Origin of the sequence: Kribbella sp. NPDC023855 (assembly GCF_040639475.1) — a bacterium.
Taxonomy (GTDB): domain Bacteria; phylum Actinomycetota; class Actinomycetes; order Propionibacteriales; family Kribbellaceae; genus Kribbella.
This window is the reverse complement of the sequence record NZ_JBFAAA010000005.1, coordinates 353480-371461: the sequence shown is the minus strand read 5'-3', so window position 1 is coordinate 371461 and position 17982 is coordinate 353480. Positions and strand designations below refer to the sequence as shown.

The window sequence follows — 17982 nt, the reverse complement described above, 5'->3', positions numbered from 1 at the left end:
TGAAGTTGTGCGTTGACATGGCGTCTGCGATCCCTCACTTTGGTCCGAAACACGACTGCGGACGAGGTGGCGACGATGGCGCACGCGGCACCAGCATCTCCTGACCAGATCACCCACCCGGACGGACGCGTCGAGCTGTCCGATCCGGCCGCCGTCGCCGACAGCCCGTACGGCAACGCGGAGCTGGCACCGACCCGGTTGCCCGAGCGCCGCTGGACGACGTACAACTACGCGGCGCTGTGGATGGGGATGGCGCACAACATCCCCAGCTATCTGCTCGCGGCCGGGCTGGTCTCGATCGGGATGAACTGGCTGCAGGCGTTCCTGACCATCACGCTGGGAAACCTGATCGTGCTGATCCCGCTGCTGCTGAACAGCCACGCGGGGACGAAGTACGGGATCCCGTTCCCGGTCTTCGCGCGGGCCTTCTACGGGGTGCGCGGGGCGAACTTCCCGGCGCTGCTGCGAGCGTTCATCGCGTGTGGCTGGTTCGGCATCCAGACCTGGATCGGCGGCCAGGCGATCTACGTGATCGTCGGCGAACTGGCCGGGTCGGGCTGGACCGAGGCGTCCGCGGTCGGCGGGCATCCATGGACGATGTGGCTGAGCTTCGCGTTCTTCTGGGCGCTGCAGATGGTGCTGATCTGGCGTGGCATCGAGGGTCTGCGCCGGTTCGAGAACTGGGCCGCGCCGCTGGTCACGGTCGCGTTCCTCGCGCTGATGATCGCGATCCTGGTGAAGGCGGGCGGCTTCGGGCCGATCCTGTCGCAGCCGTCGAAGCTCGGCTGGGACGCTGACTTCTGGAAGATCTTCGCGCCCTCGCTGATGGGGATGATCGCGTTCTGGGCGACGCTCTCGCTGAACATGCCCGACTTCACCCGGTTCGGCCAGGGCCAGCGCCAGCAGGTGATAGGCCAGATCATCGGGCTGCCGACGACGATGTCGTTCATCGCGCTGGTCTCGATCATCACCACGTCCGGCACGGTGGTCGTCTACGGCTCGGCGATCTGGGACCCGGTCGAACTGACGCGAAGGTTCGAGAACCCGGTGGTGGTGACGATCGGCCTGGTGATGGCGATCCTGGCGACGATGTCGTGCAACGTCGCGGCCAACGTGGTCAGTCCGTCGTACGACTTCGCCAACGCCCTGCCCCGCTGGCTGAACTTCCGCACCGCCGGCCTGCTCACCGGCGTGATCGGCATCGTGATCCAGCCCTGGCGGCTGATCTCCGACCCGTCGATCTACATCTTCGTCTGGCTGTCCTTCTACGGCGGCCTGCTCGCCTCGGTGGCCGGCGTCCTGATCGCGGGCTACTGGTTCGTCGACCGCACCAACCTCTTCCTCGCCGACCTCTATCTCCCGAACGGCCGCTACTGGTACGCCGCCGGCTGGAACTGGCGAGCCGTAGTAGCCACCCTGATCGGCTCGCTCCTGGCAGTAGGCGGCGCCTACTCCAACCCCGGCGCCGGCCCCTTCCCAGCAGATGGCCTGATCCCCCTCCTACAACCCTTCTACGACTACTCCTGGGTCGTAGGCCTGATCGCCGGCTTCATCATCTACCTAGCCCTGACCATCATCTCCCCCATCCGCCACCCCGCCCCCACCCACGCCATCGAAACCTACTGACCACTCGCGACCTCATTGCCGAGAACCCGGCGGTCGAGCTACGGTTAGCTAACCGGACTAACGGCGATGGGATCGAGCATGACGAACGCTCCGGCGCAGTACAACATGCATGAGGCGAAGACTCAGCTGTCGCGCATCATCGACCGGGTCGAGCACGGCGAAGAGGTGATCATCAGTCGCGCCGGCCGCCCGGTGGCGAAGGTGGTTCCGCTGCCGCACGTCGTCTGCCGGCGGGGCCGCGGAATCCTGGCCGGCCACATCGTCATGGCCGACGACTGGGACTCGTCCGAGACCAACGAACAGATCGCCGACGACTTCGGTCTTCCGTCGTGACCCCGCTAGGTGTCCCTGGCCGCCTGCTGCTGGACACTCACGTACTGCTGTGGTGGCTGACGGATTGCGGCGAACTGTCCGACGACCTCAAACACCAGATCGAAACCGAGCTCGAGGTCTACGTCAGTGCCGCGACCGTGTGGGAGATCTCCATCAAGTCGTCAGCCGGCAAACTGAGCGTCCCGCCGTCGTTTCTGGAGGTACTGCGGGACAGCGGCATCGGCGAACTCCCGATCCGGAACGAGCACGCCGAGCTGGCAGGCCAGCTCCCACCTCTCCACCGCGATCCCTTCGACCGCATGCTGATCGCTCAAGCCATCCGAGAACGACTCACCCTGGTCACCCGCGACACCGCGATCCACCAGTACGACGTCACCGTTCTCAAGGCTTGACGACGCCAGACAGAAAGTCGTCGATCAGCTGAGCCCACTGGTCGGGTTTTTCGAAGTGGCATAGGTGGGCGGCGTCGTCGATGATCGCTAGCTGGCTTCCGGGGACCTCTTGGTGCAGGCGGTGGGCGAGTTGGACCGGGAAGCCCATGTCCTTCGCGCCGTGCAGGATGAGGATCGGGCCGTCCCACCCGCGCAGAATGGTGACCGCATCGCGAGTACACCAGGGCGGCATTGTCCCGGCCAGGACGCGCTCGTAGCTCCAGTCACCCTCGTCGAGGTCACGGATCAGGTCGAGGTACGCCGGTGCCAGGTCAAGATCCCAAACGAAGACAGTCGAGTTGCGCAGAGCCCCGCCGGCTTCGCGCTCCAGGCGCTGCCTGTACTCGTACTCCGCCCACCCCTCCAGGAACGGCCGCGCGACCGCCGAGTCGTAGGCCGACGTAGACGCCAGGACAAGACGGCGAACGGCGGTCGGGTACTGCGAGACGAACTCCGTTGCCGCCCGCCCGCCGGTCGAGAACCCCAACAGATCGACTTGCCCAAGTCCGAGCTCGCCGACCAGCCGATACGCATCACGGATCACGAAGGCCGGCTCCAGCTGGGAGTCAGGTAGACCTCGGGTACTCCGGCCACACCCGCGGAAGTCGAAGACCACGACGTGCCGCTCCCGCGCGACTGCCTCCAGCCCGGGAAGCAGATAGCTGTGTCCGACATCAGGTCCACCGTGCAGCACCAGCAGCGAGGGCTCACCGGACGGCCGCCCGAGCTGCCGCACGAACAGTCTCACGTCGCCCAAGTCCACAAACTGTTCCACCGCTCCATCCTCACGGTCTCCGGGCTCAGCTCTCCGCCGGGCCTGCACTGGTGCAGGCGAGTCGGGCGGGATCCGGGTTGGGGACCACATACGGTTGGGTGGTGGCTGATCGGTATGGGAAAGATGTGTTGGCTGGGGATTGGCGGAAGCCTAAGAATGGGCGGACTGTTGATCTGGTGATCGAGAAGGGGCTTGTGGTCGAGGAGCCCAGTTCGGGGTACGTCGGGGCCGTGGTTCGGTGGGAGCACGGGGTGGTGGATCTCGAGGATCGGTTCGGGAAGATCAAGACCTATCCGCTCGGGCCTGGGTTCTGGGTGGATGGCAAGCCGGTCAACCTGGTGGCGCCTAAGAAGGCTGGGCCGGCCAAGAAGACTCATACGGCCTCGGGGTCTGTTGCGGTTTCCAATGTGCGGGCCAAGGTTGCGCGGGCCAGTCGGATCTACGTCGAGGGCCGGCACGACGCCGAGCTTGTCGAGCGGGTTTGGGGTGATGACCTGCGGATCGAGGGGGTTGTCGTCGAGTACCTCGAGGGCATCGACGATCTGCCCGCGATCGTGAACCGGTTCCAGCCCGCGCCCGGCCGGCGGCTCGGCGTACTGGTCGATCACCTGGTCGAGGGGTCGAAGGAGTCGAAGATCGCCGCTCAGGTCAGCAACCGGCATGTGCTGGTGGTCGGCCACCCGTTCATCGACATCTGGGAAGCCGTCAAGCCGTCGTCGCTGGGGATCGCTGCCTGGCCGAAGATCCCGCACGGCCAGGACTGGAAGAAGGGTGTGCTCCAGACCTTCGGCTGGCCGGCCACCGACCAGGCGGACGTCGCGGCGGCCTGGAAGCACATCGTGTCCAAGGTTCGCAGTTACGCCGACCTGGAGCCGGAGCTGCTCGGCCGGGTCGAGGAGCTCATCGACTTCGTCACCCAGGACTGAACCCCCGTACGCCGCACCCCCGGGCCTTTCCCGTACGCCGTACCGCCCCCGGCCCCGCTTGAAGACGACCGGTTGATTACAGAAGGCGACGAAGTGTTGTCCTAGGCAACCCGGAAGGCCATCCTGACGGTGGGGGTGGTTGCCATGACCCTGTGGCGTCCTATCGCAGTGGCTGGTCTGTTGATGCTGCCGCTCGGCTGCGGCTCGGACGGGAACTCGGCCGGGGACGATCCGGGCACCATCGTGCCGCCGGACTCCACCCAGACCGCGCCGGTCGAACCCACCGAGACGACCGACACGACCGATCCTCCGGTCGAGCCGACCGATCCGGAGACGACCCAGCCGACCCAGAAGAAGCCGTCGTTCAAGTCCGCCTCGGCGCCGATCGGTGGCAACCACGGGCCCACGGACGACGGCTACCAGTGCGCCGAGGTGAACTGGCTGGGCCGCAACCCGATCCCGGACGGTACGACGATCAAGATCGGCTCGCCGCAACTGTCCCCCACGGGCATCTTCGAGTTCGCCCAGGCCGGTTGCGGCGACCAGTCTCCGCAGTGCACCGCCTCGATCGTGTGGCAGCCCGGCAACTTCAAACCCTGCTACGTCGGCGTCAAGCAGCTCAAGGGTGGAGGCCCGGTGGAGCTGCAGATCCCGGCCGAGGCCGAGTGCGCGACCGAGGAGGACTGCAAGTCCCTGGAGGGCGACAACCCCGGGAGCCAGATCACCTTCACCCCGAGTCAGCCGGACACGGAGAGCCCGGAGAGCCCAGAGAGTCCGGAGAGTCCGCCGAGTGGCTGACGAACGGTCCCCGGCCGAACGCTGGGTGAGTTTCGCGGCCGGCATCGTCGCGCCCGTGACGCTGATCAGCGGCCTGCTGTTCTACTTCGGCTACGTGTCGGCCCGTTCGCAGTACGAGTACTTCGGGATCGACGTCGACACGATCGGCCTGAGCACCCAGGACTACGTGATGCGCAGCCCGCAACCACTCCTGGTCCCGCTGCTCGGCATCACCCTGCTCGCGGTTGCCGGACTCCTTCTGCACAACGCGATCCAGCCCACCGCGACGGGCATCCGCCGAGCCAAGATCATCGCCATCGCGGTGCTGCTGCTCGGAGTACTCGGTCTACTCGGCTATCCCTTTCTCGGCGGTCTCCCGTACTACGCCCTGGTCGTCCCGGTCGTGATCGGCCTGGCCGCCGCGACTCTCGGCTATCTCTCGTACGTCGATCGCCAAGCGGCCGGACTCAAACCGCAGTACGTGCTGCTCGGTTTGCTCGCGGTCGTCACGACCACTTGCGCGTTCTGGGCCACCGCGACGACAGCGCAGTACTCCGGACGCGGGCTGGCCAAGTCGGATGCCGAGAACCTGAAGCAGTTCCCCGTCGTCATCCTCGACACCAAGGAACGGCTGCAGCTGCGGTCACCCGGTATCGAGGAGACCGCGCTGCGGACGGGCACCGGACAGACCTTCAACTACCGGTACCGCGGGTTGCGGCTGCTCGTGGTCGGGCAGAACCGGTTGTTCCTCGTACCGCAGCAGTGGAACGCGTCGAACACGACCCTGGTGGTCCCGCTGGACGGCTCGATCCGGGTGCAGTTCCAGTTCCAGAACGACCCGCCGTAAGGGCTGGTGCGCCGGGTCGGGCTAGGCCGAGCCGCGGATGATGAGTTCGGTGTCGTAGATCTCGGGGCTGGTCAGGTCCGCGCCGGCGAGTTTGGCGAGCAGGATCTCGGCCAGCCGCGCACCGAGCTTCTCGACCGGCTGCCGCACCGTGGTCAGCTTGGGCGTGGTCGTCGTCGCCACCACGGAGTCGTCGAAACCCACCACGGCCACGTCTTCCGGTACTCGCTTGCCGAGCTGCGACAGGACGCGCAGCGTCGCCGTGGCCATCAGGTCGTTGGCGACGAAGATGCCGTCGAGATCCGGGTACTCGTCGAGCAGCCGCAGCGTTGCCTGCTCGCCACCGTCGGCCGTGAAGTCGCCGTAGGCAACAGCTTCGGGGATGCCGGCTTCCGCCACGACTTCCTTGTACCCGGTCAGCCGGTCGAGACCGGCGGTCATGTCGAGCGGCCCGGCGACAGTACCCAGCTTGCGCCGCCCGATCGACAGGAGGTACTCGATCGCGGTCCTGGCCCCGGCCACGTTGTCGACGTCGACACTCGCCACCGGTACTTCGACGCCGAGCGGCCGCGCGCTGAACACGATCGGCAGCGGCAACTGCGCCAGCTCTTGCAGGACGTTGTCGCGGCCGTGGTGACTGACGATGATCGCGCCGTCCACGTGGCCGCCGCGCAGGTAGCGCAACAACCGCTGGTCGTCACCCTCGGCCGGCTCGATCAGCAGCACGAGCTGCGAGGACGTCGGCGCCAGCGTCCGGCTGATCCCGCGCAGGATGTCGCCGAAGAACGGGTCCGAGAACACCCGGCTGTCCGGCTCCGGTACGACGAGCGCGATCGAGTCGGTCCGGCGCGTCACCAGCGCGCGGGCAGCCCGGTTCGGCACGTAGCCGAGCTCGCCGATCGCACGCTCGACCGCGGCGACCGTGTCCGGCAGGACCTTCGGCGACCCGTTCACCACGCGCGAAACGGTCGCCCGCGAAACCCCGGCCAGCGCGGCCACCTGTTCCAGTGTCGGGGACCCACTGTCCTGACCCTGCATCGACAACGGACCTCCCCGACTGAGTGTGACGATGACACCGTAGTACCAATCGCCCCTCCCCCGCCGGAGATATCGCCGCGCCGCCCAGGGGCGGCGTCGGCCCCGGACCGCCCCCACTCACCGCACGGGTCTGGTGCTAGCCGCCCTTGCGGAGGTTGGCTGCCTTTTCGGCTGCGCGTTGCGCCTGGCGCCAGGCGTCCTCCGGGCTGTGCTTGCCGTTGTCGACGCGGGCGAGCGCCTCGGTGAAGACCTGGTTGATCTCGCCGTCGCGCGGACCCTTGTGCTGTTTGAGGATGACGTTTTGAGCCCGGTTGATGAAGATCTTGCCCACCGGCGCGTTGTTGAAGTAGGCGTTCACCTGGCTCTTCACCTGCGGCGAGTCGTACGCGTCAACCGTCGAGGGGAACGATCCGACCTTCTGGAAGACCTTGATCTGCTGCTCCGGCGCGGTCAGCCACGCGGCCAGCTTTGCGGCCTCGGCGGGATGCGGCGACTGCACGGGGATGGTCAGGTACGAGCCGCCCCAGTTGCCGCCGCCGCCGGGGAACACGTCGGCGACGTCCCATTTGCCCTTGCCGAAGCTGCCCGCGTTGTCCTGGATCACGCCGAGCAGCCAGCCCGGGCAAGCCATCGTGGCGAACGCGTCTGTCCGGAAGGCCTTGTTCCACGCATCGCTCCAGGCCGGCAGCTTCGCGGACAGCCCGTCCGCGGTGCCCTGGGCGATCTGGTCCCAGGTCGACTTCAGCAGCTGGTTCTCGGAACCGAGGTAGCGGTCGTTGTTCGAGTAGTAGGCCTGGATGAGCTGGTTGCGCATTGCCTCCCAGGTGAGCACGGCCGAGTCGTACCAGGCCGAGCCCGGCACCTTCTGCTTGAACCTGCGGCCGGTGTCGAAGTACGACTCCCAGTCCGGGAACAGCTTCGCCACCTGGGCCCGGTCGGTCGGCAGGCCGGCCTTGGCGAACAGGTCCTTGCGGTAGCAGATCGCCTCGGGGCCGATGTCGGTGCCGTAGCCGATGATCTTGCCGCTGCTGGTGGTGGCGCCGGCCACCTTCCAGTCCAGCCAGCGTTCCTTCAGGTCGTTGGCGCCGTGGTCGCGCAGGTCGACGAACTTGTCGGCCTTGGCCAGGTACTTGTAGATCCAGCTGACCTCCATCGCCTCGATGTCGGCCAGCCCGGAACCGGCGGCCAGGTTCGTCTCGAGGTTCTTGATGTGGTCGTCGACCGTCTTGGCCTTACGCGGAGTGATCTTGATGTTCGGGTGCAGCGCCTCGTACTCGGCGTACAGGTCGTCGTAGCCGAACTCGTTGAAGGTCGCGATGGTGAGTTCGATCCTCGGGCCGTCGTCGTCGGATCCGGACTCCGCGGCGGACGGCTGGTCGCTGCCACCGCAGGCGGTCACGAGCAGGGTGAGGCTGCAGGCGAGCGCGACGAGGGCACTGCGTTGGCGGGCACTGGGCCGCATGGAAATGCTCCCTGAACAGAGGACGGAGTTGAGAGCGCTCTCGATTTGCAAAAGTTGCTTGAGTTTCGAGCGTTTCAACCGGATGTGTCAAGGACCACACGGTCACCCTGAGACACCAACCCGACTTGGTCAGTACATGCAGGCGCAAACTGTCACTAACCGGGGCGACCTGGTGACATTGCGCTTTGTTTTCCGGGAGTTTGCCGCGATTCCGGACTTCTCGCGGACACTCCCGCCCCAAGTCACCGGAGGGCGAAGGAAGCCGCGTGGGTGGTGCCCCGACTGCCACCCACAGCGATGTCAAGTACCAGGCTCCTCCCGATGGCGACGACGGTGACGGAGTCGTCGAGGGCGAGCGGACGACGTACCCGTTCGTCGAGCGTCACGCGGATCGTCTGCGCGGTTCGGCTGGGCTCGGAGACCGCGACATGCAAGGTCGGACCGGACCAGCCGGCGGCCACGGAGGCCGGACCCGATGAAGCGAAGCCCTGGACCGCGCCCGCGGCCCAGAAGTTGGCCAGCAGCAGCCGGTCCCGGACGGAACGGATCGCCTGGACGGTGGCCGTGTTCGCCAGCACCCGGATCCCGGAATCGACCGCCAGCAGGGCGGTTCTCTCCTTGCTTGCCCCTGGCAACAGGATGTACGCGTACTCCGCCGCCTGTGGATCCACGCCATGGTCGAGCACCAGTGACAGGTAGCGGCGAGTGATCGGCGTCGGCGAGCCGCCGGTGTCGTTGCCGACGTTGATCTCCCGCCAGGATCCGGTCCGCTCGCTGCGTCCGGCCGTCAACCGCCCGCCCGCCGGAAAGAGATATCCGCCGACGCCTTCGAGATGGGTCCAGGACGGGTCGCTGTAGGCCTGCTCGGCCGCGCCCTGCCGTTGCCCGTCGACGATCAGCGCTTCGGTCCCCGCGGCATGCAGGTTGCGGTTCTCGACGACGGTCTCCACCCGATGGCCGTCGGTGCCGCTGATGCCGGCACCGAGCGCAACGATCGCCTCCTCCAGGCAGAACCACGATTTGCGCGCTTGCACGGTCTTGTCGTGGTTGATCAGGTGCATCCCCACCGCACCGGCCTTGCCCCGGTACGACGCACCGCCCACCCACTCGGCGTACGCGGCGATCGTTCCCGTACCGCTGGTGCCGGCGTGCGGTTGGCGTGGCCGCGTGCTGATCGTTGTACCGGGCATCCGCATCGCGTCGACGGTCGGCCAGAACGCGTCGGTGAACTGCGCCTGGTCCGAGGTGTAGAGATAGCTCATCCCGTCGCCGACGTGCCAGCCGCGCAGGTTCTCGCCGTTGCCCCACTCGTAACGGGCCATCCGCTTCGAGGACATCGCGATCGCGAAGGTCCAGCCCGGGCGGCGGTGCACAACCCGGTCCTGGTGGAAGAACTGGAAATGCGCCGGGCCCTGGGTCGCGGGCAGGACGGTTTCATCGTCGAGGACGGCCTTGGCGCGGGCGATCCGCGGAATCGAGGCGCTGGCGAGATAGTCGTTCAGCCGGTCGCGCGTCAGCCAACCCTTGGCGAGAGCCCGGAACCGAGCCGCGTACGGCGCTTCCACGCCACCGGCCAGCAACAGCACACTCGAGGTGGTGTCGTGGCCGTGCTGGTGGTCGCTCTCTTGTTCGCGCGAGATGGCCCGGCCGGACACGCAGTCCATCATCAGGCCGTCGACCATGAAGGGCGCGAAACTCGCCTCGACCGCATCGAGCAGGATCGACCGGTTCGGATCACTGACCTGCCAGGACGATCCGCCCAGCAGCGAGACCAGGTTGGCGACACCGGACAGGGCCACGTTGCCGTAGGTGCCGACGTACGCGAGATTGCCGTGCTGGACGAACGAACCGTCCCGGTAGAAACCGTCACCGCTGGTGACGTAGGTGAAGACGCTGTTCTTGCCGTTCTCGGCGACGTCGCTCAGCGCGTCGCGGCCGGCCTCCACCTTCGCGGCGGATCGACCGAGGATGCCGCGCAGCGCGACGATGAGCGCCTTGTCCACGCGGTTGGCGCCGGTCTCGCGGAGCGTCGCCGAGTTCGTCCGGCGGTTCGGGTCGGGGACGAAGCGGTCGATCGCCGTGAGATAGGCGGCCAGACGGTCCGGGCTCACCACGTCGTGGGCGAAGACGCAGCAGTCGAGCAGAGCCTTCGGCGTACCGATCTCCCAGAACCACCAGTTGCCGGTCTCGGGCAGAGTTTCGTTGTAGGCCTTGGCGTGGAGGAAGTCCAGCGCGGCGACCAACCGGTCGGCGGGGTCGCTGGTCAGGGTCGTGCCTTCGGTCGCACGGGCCAGTGCGATCGTCCGCAGCCGGGTGTAGCTGATCGAGAAGTTGCCCGAGGAAGGACTGAGCGGAAGGTCAGACCAGAGCGCGGTGCGTCCGGGGCTGGTGTCGAGGGTGTCGAGAAACCCCTGAGCGTCGGCCGTCAAGCGGGCCAGCGCCGGCGCGAAGGCGGCATCCGCCGGATCGATCGGGCCACCGGTGTTGAGCGTGAGCCAACGGGTTCGCAGTACGTCGAACTCGTCGGCCGCTGCGGCCTGTTCGAGACGCTGCAGCCCGAGGGTGGCGACGGCACTGGTGGCAATTCCGGCCTGCAGCAGCAGGCGTCGGCTGAGGGGCGGCATCCGCGATCTCCTTGGCGAGGTAAACGGTTACCATAGAATCAGCGTTGCGCGCAGAGGTCGTCAAGTAGCTAGGTACGATCAGTTTCGATCATTTTTGCTGGCTGAAGCTGCAGTTTCGCGTCAGGGCAGCAGGTCGCGGACGACCGCGTCGGCCAGCAGCCGGCCGCGGCGGGTGAGGACGAGCATCGCCTGCTGCTCGACCAGAAGGCCACCAGCCACGGCGCGCTTCGCGGCGGCGCGGCCGGGCTCGTCCAGGACGTCCACCGGAAGGCCTTCGGACAACCGGATCTCGAGCAGCACCCGCTCCACCCGGCGCGTCTCGTCGTCGAGAGTCTCCCGCGCGTACGCCGGACTGTCGCCCGCCGCCAGCCTTTCGGCGTACGCGGTGGGGTGCTTCACATTCCACCAGCGAACTCCACCGACATGGCTGTGCGCGCCCGGGCCGATCCCCCACCAGGTGTCGCCGCGCCAGTACAACTCGTTGTGGCGGCAGCGGGCTTCCGTAGTACGGGCCCAGTTGGAGACTTCGTACCAGCCGAGGCCCGCGGTGGTCAGCAGGTCGTCGGCGAGCACGTACTTGTCGGCGAGGTCGTCGTCATCCGGCATCGGCAACTCGCCGCGGCGTACCCGGCGGGCGAGCTGGGTGCCGTCCTCGACGATCAACGCGTAGGCGCTGACATGGTCGGGCTCGGCCGACAACGCCGACTCCAGCGACACACGCCAGTCCTCGAGCGACTCGCCCGGCGTGCCGTAGATGAGATCCAGATTGACGTGCTCGAACCCGGCAGCCGTCGCCTCCTTGACCGCCTCGAGCGCGCGTCCGGGCGTGTGCTTGCGGTCGAGGATCTGCAGCACGTGCGGCGTCGCACTCTGCATCCCGAACGAAACCCGATTGAAGCCCGCCGCCCGGATCGCCTCCAGGTACGCCGGATCCACCGACTCGGGATTGGCCTCGGTCGTCACTTCAGCGTCCGGCGCGAGACCGAACTCATCCCGTACTGCGGCCAGCATCCGGCCCAGATCCTCAGCCGGCAGCAGAGTCGGCGTACCCCCACCGAAGAACACCGTGTCGACCGGCCGATCCAGCCCACCCAACACCTGCCGAGCCAGCCGGACCTCCGCCACCGCGCTTTCGGCGTACAACGCCTGCGAACCGCCCCCGCCGAGCTCCTTGGCGGTGTAGGTGTTGAAGTCGCAGTACCCGCACCGCGCCGCACAGAACGGCACATGCAGATAAAACCCAAACGGCCTTGATGCCGCCTCGAGAACAGCCGCGCCCGGCAACACCCCATCCCGAGGCGCAACCTCCCCCTCAGGCAATATCGACGGCACCCACCCATCCTACGTACTCCCCCACGCCCGCCCGACGTACTCCCCGCGCCCCCTCCGCCGGTCGCTCCTCCGTCGCGCCCACGTTCGGCAGCTCCCACCCACCCCGTGCGCCGACTCCTGCGTCGCCCCACCTGACGGCCCCCGATCTTCGCCGTCGCGGTGCGCCCCCAACGCTCTGACCTCTCGGAGGCACCGCTCTCGCGTCGCCTACCTCAACTCGTGACGATCGCCGCCACCCGCACCGACGGCGAACAGCAGCTCCCCGCCCCGGCCCCGGGCTGCGACCTGATCAGCTAGTGGGCAACATCTCTACGTCGGACGGTTCCAGATCGGGGCGGTAGCGGATCAGGCGCAGGGGGTGGCGGTAGTGGCCGGCTTGGAGGGCGGCGTCTGCGGCGACCTCGACGACGATGGCCGGCTGGACCTTCACGATCGGGGTTTTGCTGCCGCGGCCCCAGTGCGTGCTGAGCTGGTCCGGCCACGGATGCCGTGCGGCGGCCGGCTTCAGCAGCTTGCCGATTGCCGCCGATTGGTCCTCGGTCAGCTTCACCGTCCGGCCGACCACCTCGAGTTCCTCGCCGCGATACCGGCCGACGACCAGGATCTCGGGGTGCCGCAGCGTCCCGGTCACCGCACCGATGATCGCTTCAACGGTGTCGCGGCTCTTCCACTTCACCCACTCACGACGGCCGGGCTGGTAGCGGGTGGAAGCGCCCTTGACCACGAGGCCCTCGACGCCGGAGGCCTTGAACGCCTCCAACCACTCGCGTGCCTCGGCGACGTCGCTGGTCACCGGGGACAGCTGCAGCGGTGGCCGCCACGCTTCTGCGAGAGCTTCCAGGCGTTTGCGGCGAGCCGTCCATCGCATCGGCCGTACGTCGATGTCGCCGACGGCGAGCAGGTCGAACACAACCAGCGAGGCCGGCTGTTCCGGAGCCAGCCGACGCCGCACCGTCGCGGCGGTGTTCACCATCCGCGCCTGCAGTGCGTCGAAGTCCATCCGTTCGCCCGTCCACACCACGAGCTCGCCGTCGAGGACACAGTCGGTGTGGACCTGCCCGGCGAGCGCTGCCTGAATGTCGGGGAACTTGGTGGTGAAGTCCTTGCCGTTCCGCGACCACAACCGCACCTCACCGGCCCTGCAGGCAGCGCCCACCCGGAACCCGTCCCACTTCAACTCGAACCGCGATCCACCGGGCATGCCGTGCTCACCTGGCAGCTGCTCGACCGCGCGAGCCAGTGCGAGCCCGACCGGCCCGGCGAGATCCGCCGCCCAAGTGGCCATGCCGCCAGTGTCCACCGGCCATTGCCACCACGGTAGTTGCCCACAGCCACGATTCCCGCTCGGTCACGTTGCAGCCACACAGCGTGGCAGCCTGGTCAGGCAGAGGTGTTGTCGAAGGTGGGGAGTACGCCGAGTTGCTGGAGCAGCGCGAGCTGGTCGATGACGTGCCAGTGCTCGGCGAGGTGGGCGTTCTCCACGCGGTAGATGTCGATACCGGGAATCTGGAACGAGCGTCCGGTCGGTGGGATGCCGGCGAAGGCACCCACGTGGGTGCCGGTGTTGGTCCAGCGGACGACGACACGGTCACCCTCAGCGAGCAGGTCGTGGATCTCGAAGCGCGGGGCGAAGGCGGAGATCAGCATCCGGACACGCTCGGCGAGGCCGCTTCGGCCGTCGCCTTGCCCGGGGAGCGGGTCGTGTTCGACATAGTCAGGTGTCGCGAGCTCAGCCACGGTGTCGGGCTGCTGCAGGTTGAGGACCTCGTCGTACAGACGGCGGACGAGTAGTTTGTTGTTCTCGGTGGACATCGGGTGCCTCCTTGGTCGATCGGACCTTGTCAGCGTGGTCCGTCCGAGACTCCGCGACCATGACGACTGACCCACCGACTTGTCCCACCGAGTCGGCGAGCGAGTTCGACCCCCGGGAGGTGGTCGGTGTGAGCGGTGCGGAACTGGCCGCCGAGCTGCGCCGTCTGCGGTCGCGCGCCGGGCTCACCCAGGAGGAGCTGGCCGAGCGGGCCGGCATCAGCGTCCGCGCGGTCAGCGACATCGAGCGCGGCGTACGACGGCGCGTCTATCCCGTAACGGCCCGGCAACTGGCGGTGGCGCTGGAGCTGTCGGCCGCGGAACGCAGTACCTTCGAGCGGACCGCGCGCGGGCTGCCCGCCGCGGCGAGCCCGGCCAGCCTCCTGCCTGCGCCCAGGACGGTCTTCTTCGGCCGTCAACATGAGATCGGTGAGTTGAGCGAGCAGCTGGCAGCGGATCCGCCGATCCTGGTCACGGTCACCGGCCCGGGTGGCGTGGGGAAGACCCGGCTGGCGCTCGAAACCGTACGTGCCTGCGGATCGAATTTCACGGCTGTGCACTGGGTGCAGCTCGGCGATGTCGGCGATCCGTCGTTGGTGATGGCAACGATCGCCCGCTCCGTCGGTACCAGGCCGACGGAGTTGCCCAAGGCGCTCCGGGCCCGGCGCACTCTCCTCGTCCTGGACACGTTCGAGCATCTGCTCCCGGCGGCAACGGAGCTGGCCGCGCTCCTGGATTGCTGCGCAGGGCTCACGGTGCTGGTCACCAGCCGGGCCCGGTTGCGGATCAGTGGTGAGCACGAGTTCGTCCTCGGCCCCCTGTCCGTGGCGGCCGCCGGACTGTTCATCGATCGCGCGCTCGCGGCCAACCGCCGGCTGACCATCGACAAGGACTTGATCGCCCGGCTGTGCGAACGCCTGGACGGCCTGCCGCTGGCCATCGAGCTGGCCGCCGCCCGGACCCGCCACCTCTCGCTAGCAGATCTGAGCCGACAGCTTGACGATGGCAACGAAGTACTGGAACGTGGCCCGGCTGATCTCCCGCGCCGTCAGCAGTCCATCCAGGCGACCGTTGCCTGGAGCTACCACCTCCTGGATCCGGCGGCACAGTCGCTGATGCGCCGCCTCTCCGTCTTCTCCGGCTGGACCCTCGAACAGGCCGAGCCGCTCGACGCACTGGCCACGCTGCTCGATCACAGCCTGGTGACCGCCTCGACTGACACCACCTGCGGGACGAGGTACGAGATGCTGGACCTGGTCCGTGAGTACGCCGTTCGCGAAGCGGCGGCACACGGCGAAACGGCCACCTTCCGGGCCCAGCATGCCAACGACTTTCTTCGCCTCGTCCGCGAGCTCGAACCGTTGCTCAGGACAACCGAACAGGGCGCGGCCCAGCTGCGACTCGATGCCGAGCTGCCGAATCTGCGCGCCGCACAGCGCTGGCTGCTCACCAACGCGCCGTCGCAGGCGCTGTCCTTGGCTGCCTCGCTCTGGATGTTCTGGCTGTGGCGGGGCGGGCTTACGGAGGGCCGTCAATGGCTGGCTGACGCGCTGGCTGCCGGCGACGGGACCGCCGCGGACCGCGCCAAGGCGCTCTGGGGCGCGGGATGGCTCGCATTCCACCAGAGAGACGTCGAGCGGACAGGTGCGTACGGCGAGGAACTCCTGCAGCTCGCCGACGACACCAAGGACGCAGTACATCGTCGCAACGCGCTCACCCTGCACGGCCTGACCGACCTGGCCGCGGGCGACTTCGAGGCGGCACGGGCCGCGTTCATCCAGGCGCAGCAGGCTCTGAGCGGAGCGCGCGAGCCCTGGTTGATCGCGACCTCGGCCCTCAACACCGGCATCGCCGAACTGTGCGCTGGAGATGTCTCCGCGGCCGAGGGGCGTTTCGTCGACGCGGCCCATCAGTACGCCGAGCTCGGCGACCAGACCTACCTGTATCGCGCAAACCGGCACCTAGGCGCCGCGGCGCTCGTCAACGGTCAGTTGGAACGCGCCGAGCAGCTGTTTGCGGCCGAGCTGCTCGACGAACACGGAAGCACCGAGTGGGGTATGGCCGAAAGCCTGGACGGCCTCAGCTGGGTAGCAGCCGTGCGCGGTGACCACGAGCGAGCCAGAGACCTCACCCACGACGCCGCCGACCTACGCCAGCACCTCGGCGTCCTCCCTCACCCTCTCGACGTCCTCCTGAGCCACCGGTTCCGCGGCACGCCGACCCACCCGGCAGTGCACCGCGCCAGCAGTTGAGTCCCTGGCGGCGGCTGCTACCAGGCGAGGCCGTCTAGGTGGTTATGGCCGGAGAGCAGGCGAGCGATGCGGTGCTGCGCCGCTTTGCGGATTTCGGGCTGGGGATGGTGGGCGTAGAGCGCGAGCTCGCCGTACATGTCGTAGAAGTTCAACCGCTCGCGCAGCTGCTCGCGCTCGAACAGCTCCGGATACGCGCTGTGCAGCCATCCGGGGACCTCTGCGAGTGTGGTCTCGGCGAGGCCTTGTTCGTCGGGTGTGGGTGGGTATTCTCGCGCCCTCGCGCACCAGCGCAGGATGGTATCGAGCTCGACATCCGCCGGCTGAGCCAACGCCTCCGCGAAGTCGATGATCCCGGTGACGCGTCCTTGGTCGACGATCACGTTGGATCCATGGAGATCACCATGGACAAGGACCGGTACGTCGGTGGCAAACAACGCCAGCCGCTCCTGGACCCAATCGGCGACATCCGCGAGCAGGCGCGAGTCATTGCTGGGCAGTCGCCGGGCAGCCTCGACCTGCTGGAGCGTCGCGCTCACCACGGGTGGGTGGAACGCAGGCCACGGCTTACCGGCGAGGGCGTCGGCAAGCCAGGGCGGCAGCAGGCCGGCCGGGACAGGAACGCGATGAAGTGCGCGCAACGCAGCGCCGAGGCTTTCGATCATCGCTTGGCGCGTATGCGAGTCCGCCCCCGGCCACGCGTCGTACAGGGTCCGGCCGGGCAGTCGTTCGGAGATGTACCACGGCCCATCCGGCCCGTCGCCGTGCGCGAGCCGCCGGGCATGCGGCACCTCGCTGCCGGCAAGCAGCCCAACGACCGCAGCCTCATGGCGATACGCGTCCCGGAAGCGTTCGTTGCTGTTCAGCCGTACGACGTACTCGTCGCCGACCCACACGCGACTAACCCAGCCGCCCTTCGAAACAAAGCGCCCGACCACCGGCAACCCAGCAGCCACCAACGTCCTCCGCAACACCGGATCGGTAGCCCAGCCACTGTCGGTCATGAGCGCGACCCTATTCGCCAGAGGCCTGCCGCGACAGGTTTCCAACCAACCTGCAGTTCACCTGTGCAGTACTCGTCGGGCACTCACCGAGACCCAGGCTGCGAGGGCGGTTGACGCCAGGACGCCGACGAGCAGGAGGACCGCGTAGACGACGGCGAACAACTCCAGGTTCGGTGACGGCCGGAGATAGTCGATGATGATCGTGACGGGGACCGTGAAGGCAGTAGGCGGCAACAGGGCAAAAGCCGCGAAGACTCGCAGACCCTCCGAGCGATGCTTTTTGGTGGTCATCGAGTAGAGCCAGCCGAACAACCGGTCCTTGGACACGCAGCGAATGCTGCCACACCGCCAGCCGACGTCAAGCACGAAATGCTCCCGCAGCTGTTCTTCTGCCCAGACAAGTTCCAGGCTGGCGGGACCAACCAGCTCAGGCGCCAGCCTGCCCAAGCAACCAATGTTGCCCAAGGCAAGGGATTGGCGCCGGCCAGCACCTGCGCAGTGCGACCAAGGTCAGTTCACCCGCCCGACAACGGCGCCAACCACCGCGGTTCCAGCGTGCCCGGCACTCCACCCCGCGAAGGCGCCCTCATCAGCCTTCACCAAGCGGCGACGCAGGAGCCTGCGCGACACCACGAATGAGCTTGTCGTCGAGCCCACTGCCTGTCAGCGTTCCAACACCTCCGCAGTGGGACCAAGGTCAGCCCACCCTCCCGGCGCCAACCACATCAGCTCCAGCGTGGGTAACCCCCGGC

16 protein-coding genes are annotated in these 17982 nt (G+C 67.6%); 7 read left to right on the top strand and 9 right to left on the bottom strand.

Going from position 1 to position 17982, the window contains the following annotated elements:
- The first annotated feature begins 75 nt into the window (after positions 1 to 75).
- The 3 genes from AB0F51_RS20745 to AB0F51_RS20735 all read left to right on the top strand — a co-directional run bounded on the left by AB0F51_RS20745 (position 76) and on the right by AB0F51_RS20735 (position 2351).
- Positions 76 to 1626, top strand: a complete 1551-nt coding sequence (locus AB0F51_RS20745; RefSeq protein ID WP_360282199.1) for an NCS1 family nucleobase:cation symporter-1 — start codon at positions 76 to 78, stop codon at positions 1624 to 1626.
- Positions 1627 to 1704: 78 nt separating this feature from the next.
- Positions 1705 to 1959 (top strand): type II toxin-antitoxin system prevent-host-death family antitoxin, encoded by a 255-nt coding sequence (locus tag AB0F51_RS20740; RefSeq protein WP_360282197.1) that lies wholly within the window; start codon positions 1705 to 1707, stop codon positions 1957 to 1959.
- Positions 1956 to 2351, top strand: coding sequence for a type II toxin-antitoxin system VapC family toxin (locus AB0F51_RS20735; RefSeq protein ID WP_360282195.1), 396 nt, complete (start codon positions 1956 to 1958; stop codon positions 2349 to 2351). The genes AB0F51_RS20740 and AB0F51_RS20735 overlap by 4 nt, the downstream gene beginning before the upstream one ends.
- Here AB0F51_RS20735 and AB0F51_RS20730 read toward each other — a convergent pair.
- Positions 2341 to 3165, bottom strand: a complete 825-nt coding sequence (locus AB0F51_RS20730; protein WP_360282193.1) for an alpha/beta hydrolase — start codon at positions 3163 to 3165, stop codon at positions 2341 to 2343. The two genes, AB0F51_RS20735 and AB0F51_RS20730, sit on opposite strands and share 11 nt — an antisense overlap.
- A gap of 101 nt (positions 3166 to 3266) precedes the next feature.
- Here AB0F51_RS20730 and AB0F51_RS20725 point away from each other — a divergent pair, with 101 nt between their 5' ends.
- The 3 genes from AB0F51_RS20725 (at position 3267) to AB0F51_RS20715 (ending at position 5715) form a co-directional block, all read left to right on the top strand.
- Positions 3267 to 4091, top strand: coding sequence for a DUF3097 domain-containing protein (locus tag AB0F51_RS20725; protein WP_360282191.1), 825 nt, complete (start codon positions 3267 to 3269; stop codon positions 4089 to 4091).
- A gap of 144 nt (positions 4092 to 4235) precedes the next feature.
- The gene (locus AB0F51_RS20720) at positions 4236 to 4889 is read left to right on the top strand and encodes a hypothetical protein (protein ID WP_360282189.1); all 654 of its coding nucleotides are present in this window, start codon (positions 4236 to 4238) and stop codon (positions 4887 to 4889) included.
- Positions 4882 to 5715, top strand: coding sequence for a hypothetical protein (locus tag AB0F51_RS20715; RefSeq protein ID WP_360282187.1), 834 nt, complete (start codon positions 4882 to 4884; stop codon positions 5713 to 5715). The genes AB0F51_RS20720 and AB0F51_RS20715 overlap by 8 nt, the downstream gene beginning before the upstream one ends.
- 21 nt (positions 5716 to 5736) lie before the next feature.
- On the opposite strand, the gene AB0F51_RS20710 is transcribed toward AB0F51_RS20715, so the two are convergent.
- From AB0F51_RS20710 to AB0F51_RS20685, 6 genes are all read right to left on the bottom strand, one after another.
- Positions 5737 to 6750, bottom strand: a complete 1014-nt coding sequence (locus AB0F51_RS20710) for a LacI family DNA-binding transcriptional regulator (protein ID WP_360282185.1) — start codon at positions 6748 to 6750, stop codon at positions 5737 to 5739.
- Between the two features lie 136 nt (positions 6751 to 6886).
- On the bottom strand, positions 6887 to 8212 hold the full coding sequence (locus AB0F51_RS20705) for an ABC transporter substrate-binding protein (RefSeq protein ID WP_360282183.1): 1326 nt from the start codon (positions 8210 to 8212) through the stop codon (positions 6887 to 6889).
- 242 nt (positions 8213 to 8454) lie between these two features.
- A complete protein-coding gene (locus tag AB0F51_RS20700) occupies positions 8455 to 10836 on the bottom strand; it encodes a polysaccharide lyase 8 family protein (RefSeq protein WP_360282181.1) in 2382 nt (793 codons plus the stop codon).
- A 120-nt stretch (positions 10837 to 10956) separates the two neighbouring features.
- Complete coding sequence (gene hemW, locus AB0F51_RS20695; RefSeq protein WP_360282179.1) at positions 10957 to 12168, bottom strand: radical SAM family heme chaperone HemW; 1212 nt, start codon at positions 12166 to 12168, stop codon at positions 10957 to 10959.
- A 289-nt stretch (positions 12169 to 12457) separates the two neighbouring features.
- A complete protein-coding gene (locus AB0F51_RS20690; protein WP_360282177.1) occupies positions 12458 to 13453 on the bottom strand; it encodes an ATP-dependent DNA ligase in 996 nt (331 codons plus the stop codon).
- Positions 13454 to 13548: 95 nt separating this feature from the next.
- Positions 13549 to 13980 (bottom strand): ester cyclase, encoded by a 432-nt coding sequence (locus tag AB0F51_RS20685; RefSeq protein ID WP_360282175.1) that lies wholly within the window; start codon positions 13978 to 13980, stop codon positions 13549 to 13551.
- A gap of 59 nt (positions 13981 to 14039) precedes the next feature.
- On the opposite strand from AB0F51_RS20685, the gene AB0F51_RS20680 reads away from it, so the two are divergent.
- Positions 14040 to 16229, top strand: coding sequence for a helix-turn-helix domain-containing protein (locus AB0F51_RS20680; RefSeq protein WP_360282173.1), 2190 nt, complete (start codon positions 14040 to 14042; stop codon positions 16227 to 16229).
- Positions 16230 to 16246: 17 nt separating this feature from the next.
- On the opposite strand, the gene AB0F51_RS20675 is transcribed toward AB0F51_RS20680, so the two are convergent.
- Both AB0F51_RS20675 and AB0F51_RS20670 read right to left on the bottom strand, forming a co-directional pair.
- Positions 16247 to 17230, bottom strand: coding sequence for an aminoglycoside phosphotransferase family protein (locus tag AB0F51_RS20675; protein WP_360282171.1), 984 nt, complete (start codon positions 17228 to 17230; stop codon positions 16247 to 16249).
- 57 nt (positions 17231 to 17287) lie between these two features.
- Positions 17288 to 17557 (bottom strand): hypothetical protein, encoded by a 270-nt coding sequence (locus AB0F51_RS20670; RefSeq protein WP_360282169.1) that lies wholly within the window; start codon positions 17555 to 17557, stop codon positions 17288 to 17290.
- Positions 17558 to 17982 lie beyond the last annotated feature (425 nt).